Source organism: Streptomyces sp. BK208 (assembly GCF_004364245.1).
GTDB lineage: Bacteria > Actinomycetota > Actinomycetes > Streptomycetales > Streptomycetaceae > Streptomyces.
This window is the reverse complement of the sequence record NZ_SOAV01000031.1, coordinates 1-4,730: the sequence shown is the minus strand read 5'-3', so window position 1 is coordinate 4,730 and position 4,730 is coordinate 1. Positions and strand designations below refer to the sequence as shown.

1 protein-coding gene is annotated in these 4,730 nt (G+C 76.0%); it reads left to right on the top strand.

What is annotated here, in order from left to right; all coding sequences use genetic code 11:
• Positions 1 to 24: 24 nt before the first annotated feature.
• A partial coding sequence (locus EV562_RS34930) for an SDR family NAD(P)-dependent oxidoreductase (RefSeq protein WP_208298496.1) occupies positions 25 to 4,730 on the top strand: 4,706 nt, incomplete at its 3' end.

Here is a 4,730-nt window from a genome sequence, read left to right as displayed (position 1 = left end):
TTCCGTGAGGTGGTCGCGGGGCTGGTGTTCCATGCTCCGCGGATCGCGCTGGTGTCGAACGTGACCGGCCGGGTGGCGACCGCGGAGGAGCTGAGGGACCCGGAGTACTGGGTGCGTCAGCTGCGCGGCACCGTCCGCTTCCACGACGGCGTACGCACCCTGCACGACCGACGCGTCACCGCGTACGTGGAGTTGGGCCCCGACCCGGTGCTCACCGCCATGGTCCGGGCCTGCCTCGGCGAGGACGCCCCGGCGCTCGCCCCTCTCCTGCGCCGCGACCGGCCGGAGACCCGCACCTTCACCACCGCCCTCGCCCGGCTCGCCCTGCACGGCGTCCAGCCGGACACCGAGCGGCTCTTCCCCGGCGGCCGACGGACCGCACTGCCCACCTACGCCTTCCAGCGCAGCCGGTACTGGCTCGACACCGCCGCCGTGAGCGACGCCGCGGACGTGGGCCTCGCGCCCGCCGGGCATCCGCTGCTCGGTGGGATGACCGGCCTCGCCGACGGCGACGGACTCCTGTTCGCCGGCCGCCTCTCCCCGCGCACCCGGCCCTGGCTCGGCCAGCACCTCATCGCGGGCACCGAGCTGCTGCCGGGCGCCGCACTCGTGGAACTGGCCGTGGCCGCCGGCGACCGCGCCGGCTGCGGCACCCTGCGCGAACTCGTCCTCGAAGCCCCCCTGCCGCTGCCCGCGGACGGCGTCCGTCTCCAGATCGCCGTGGGACCCGTCGACGGTGACGGCAGCCGGCCGGTCGCACTCCACTCCAGCCACGAGGAGGGCGACTGGACCCGGCACGCCTCCGGAGTGCTCACCCCCCGCGCCCGGACGGCCCCCGCCGACGAGGGCTCCTGGCCGCCCCCGGCCGCCCACCCGCTGCCGCTCGACGGTCTCTACGACCGCCTCGCCGACCGCGGTTACGCCTACGGCCCCGCCTTCCAGGGCCTCGTCGCCGCCTGGCGGTCGGGCACCGACCTGTACGGGGAGGTGGAACTGCCCGAGGACCTGCACTCCGAGGCCGCCGAGTACGGCCTGCACCCGGCGCTCCTGGACGCCGCCCTGCACGCCCTGCTGCTCGCCGAACCCGGTGACGAGGGCACGGTCCGGCTGCCGTTCGCCTACGACGGGGTGACCCTGCACGCCTCGGGCGCCACCCGGCTCAGGGTCCGGCTCACCCGGAACACCGGTGACGGCCTCACCCTGACGGCCACCGACCCCGCCGGACAGCCGGTGCTGAGCGTCGACTCCGTGACACTGCGCCCGGTGCCGGCCGAGCGCATCACCGGGCACACGGGCGGCTCCGCCGACGTTCCGCACCGGGTGGAGTGGCAGCCGCTGCCTGCCCCCGCGGGCCGGACCGCACCCGGGCGGTGGGCGGCCCTCGGCGCCGCCGTGCCCGGCCTCACCGAGACCGCCCACCCGGACCCGGACGCCCTCACCGCCGCCCTCGACGCCGGTGAACCCGCTCCCGACGTGCTGGTGCTCACCTGCCGCACGGGCCGTGAGCGTGACGCGCAAGCGCGCGCCGCCGTCCGGGACATGCTCGGCGTGATCCGGCACTGCCTGGGCGACGAGCGGCTGGCGGCCACCCGGTACCTGCTCCTGACGCACCGCGCCGTCGCGGCCGTCCCCGGCGAGGACGTCCACGACCTGCCCGCGGCCGCGGTGCGCGGACTGGTGCGCACCGCCGCGAGCGAACACCCCGGACGCTTCGCGCTGCTGGACACCGACACCGGCCGCGACCACGGGGCCGGCACCACCGGCGCCGACGACCTGCGCACCGCCGCGGCGACCGCCGTGGCCGACGGCCTCGAACTGGCCCTGCGCGACGGCCGGATGCTGACGCCCCGCCTGACACGCGGCCGGGCGGCACCGACCGGGCCGGCCGTTCTCGACCCCGACGGCACCGTCCTGATCACCGGAGGCACCGGGGGCCTCGGACGCCGTCTCGCGCGGCACCTGGTCGACCGGCACGGCATCCGGCACCTGCTGCTGACCAGCCGCCGGGGACCGGACGCCCCGGGCGCCGCCGAACTCGCCGCCGAACTGGCCGACTCGGGCGCCGAGGTCACCGTCGTCGCCTGCGACACCGCGGACCGCGACCGCCTCACCCGGGTCCTGGCGGACATACCCGCCTCCCACCCGCTGACGGCCGTCGTGCACGCCGCGGGCGTCCTCGCCGACGCCACCCTGGACAATCTGCGCCCCGAGGACGCCGACCGGGTCCTCGCCGCCAAGGCGGACGGCGCCCGCCATCTGCACGAACTCACCGCCGGCCGGCCGCCGGCCGCGTTCGTCCTCTTCTCCTCCGTCGCCGGACTCCTCGGCACCCCCGGCCAGGGCGCGTACGCCGCGGCCAACGCCTACCTCGACTCCCTGGCCCAGCACCGCCGTGCCCAGGGAACGGCCGCGACCTCACTGGCCTGGGGCATGTGGGACACCGCGGCCGGCGGCATGGCCGCCCGGCTGGACACCGCGGACGCCGCCCGCTGGAAGCGCAGCGGCATACGGCCGCTGACCGAGGAGCACGCACTGCGCCTGTTCGACGCGGCGCTCTCCTCCGACGACCCCCTGCTGGTCCCCGCCGCCCTCGACGTCACCGCGCTGCGCGACGCCGACCCCGCCCCGCACCCGCTGCTGCGGGCCCTCGCCCCCCGCGCCCGCCGCCGCGCCGCGACCGGGGAGGGCGCCGCCTCCTGGGCCCAGCGCACCTCGGACCTGCCGGAAGCCGAACGGCGCCGGGCGGTCACCGACCTGGTCCGCACCACGGTCGCCTCCGTCCTCGCCCTGCCCGGCCCCCGCAGCGTCGACCTGACCGCCGCCTTCCGCGACCTCGGCGTCGACTCCCTGTCGGCGCTCGAACTGCGCGGACGGCTCGGCACGGCCACCGGCGTCACCCTGCCGGCCACCGTCGTCTTCGACCACCCCACCCCGCAGGCCCTCCTCGACCACCTGATGGAGCGGATCGCGTCGGCCCCCGCCGCGCCCGCGGCCCGCACCGCACCGGTCCCGGCCGCCCGCTCCGAGCAGGACGACCCGGTGGTGATCGTCGGCATGGCCTGCCGGTACCCGGGCGACGTCACCGGCCCCGAGGACCTGTGGCGGCTGGTCGCCGACGGCGTCGACGCCATCGGCCCGTTCCCCGAGAACCGTGACTGGCACGTCGACGACCTGTACGACCCCGACCCCGAGCGGCCCGGGAAGTCGTACACGCGGCACGGCGGTTTCCTGTACGACGCCGACCTGTTCGACGCGGAGTTCTTCGGGATCAGCCCGCGGGAAGCCGTCGGCATGGACCCGCAGCAGCGGCTGCTCCTGGAGACCAGCTGGGAGGCCGTCGAGAGCGCCGGCATCGCCCCGACGACGCTGCACGGCAGCCGCACCGGCGTCTTCTGCGGCGTCATGTACAGCGACTACACCTCACGGCTGCACACCACCCCGCTCAGCGTGGAGGCCTACCGGTTCGTCGGCACCTCACCCAGCGTCGTCTCCGGCCGCGTCTCCTACACGCTCGGCCTGAAGGGCCCCGCCATCACGGTGGACACCGCCTGCTCGTCCTCCCTGGTGGCCGTGCACCTGGCCGCCCAGGCGCTGCGGGCGGGCGAGTGCGAACTGGCGCTGGCCGGAGGCGTCACGGTGATGGCCTCGCCCGGCACCTTCGTGGAGTTCAGCCGGCAGCGGGGGCTGGCGCCCGACGGCCGCTGCAAGGCCTTCTCCGACACGGCCGACGGCACCGCCTGGAGCGAGGGCGTGGGGGTGCTGCTGCTGGAGCGGCTGTCGGACGCCCGGCGGCACGGGCACGAGGTGCTGGCGGTGGTGCGCGGTTCCGCGATCAACCAGGACGGTGCCAGCAACGGCCTCACCGCGCCCAACGGCCCCTCCCAGGAACGCGTGATCCGTGACGCGCTCGACAGCGCCGGTCTGTCCGCGGTGGAGGTGGACGCGGTGGAGGCGCACGGGACGGGTACGCGTTTGGGTGATCCGATCGAGGCGCAGGCGCTGCTGGCGACGTACGGGCAGGGCCGGGAGCCTGAACGTCCTTTGCTGCTGGGGTCGTTGAAGTCGAACATCGGTCATGCGCAGGCCGCGGCGGGTGTGGGCGGGATCATCAAGTCCGTTCAGGCCATGCGGCACGGTGTGCTTCCGCGGACGTTGCACGTGGATGAGCCGACCTCGCACGTGGACTGGAGTGCGGGCGGGGTGTCGCTGCTGACCGAGGCGCGGCCGTGGCCGCAGACGGGCCGGCCCCGCCGGGCGGGCGTCTCCTCCTTCGGCGTCAGCGGCACCAACGCCCACGTGATCCTGGAACAGGCACCCGAAGGCGCGGCGGACCCCGAGCCCCGCGCGACCGACGTGCCCGGCCTGCTGCCCTGGGTCGTCTCCGCGCGCGGCGAGGACGCCCTGCGCGCCCAGGCCGCCCGCCTCGCACCGCTCGCCGCGGAACTCGCCGAGGACGGCACCCGGCGCTCCGACGTCGGCTACTCCCTCGCCGTCACCCGCTCCGCCCTCACCGACCGCGCGGTGATCCTCGCCGCCGACCGCGACGAACTCCTCGCCGGTCTGGACGCCCTGCACCGGGGCCGGGACACCGACAGCGTGGTGACCGGCCGGGACGAGGGACGTTCCCACACGGTCTTCCTGTTCACGGGGCAGGGCAGTCAGCGGGCCGGTTGCGGGCGGGAGTTGTACGAGCGGTATCCGGTGTTCGCGGCGGCGGTGGAGGAGGTGTG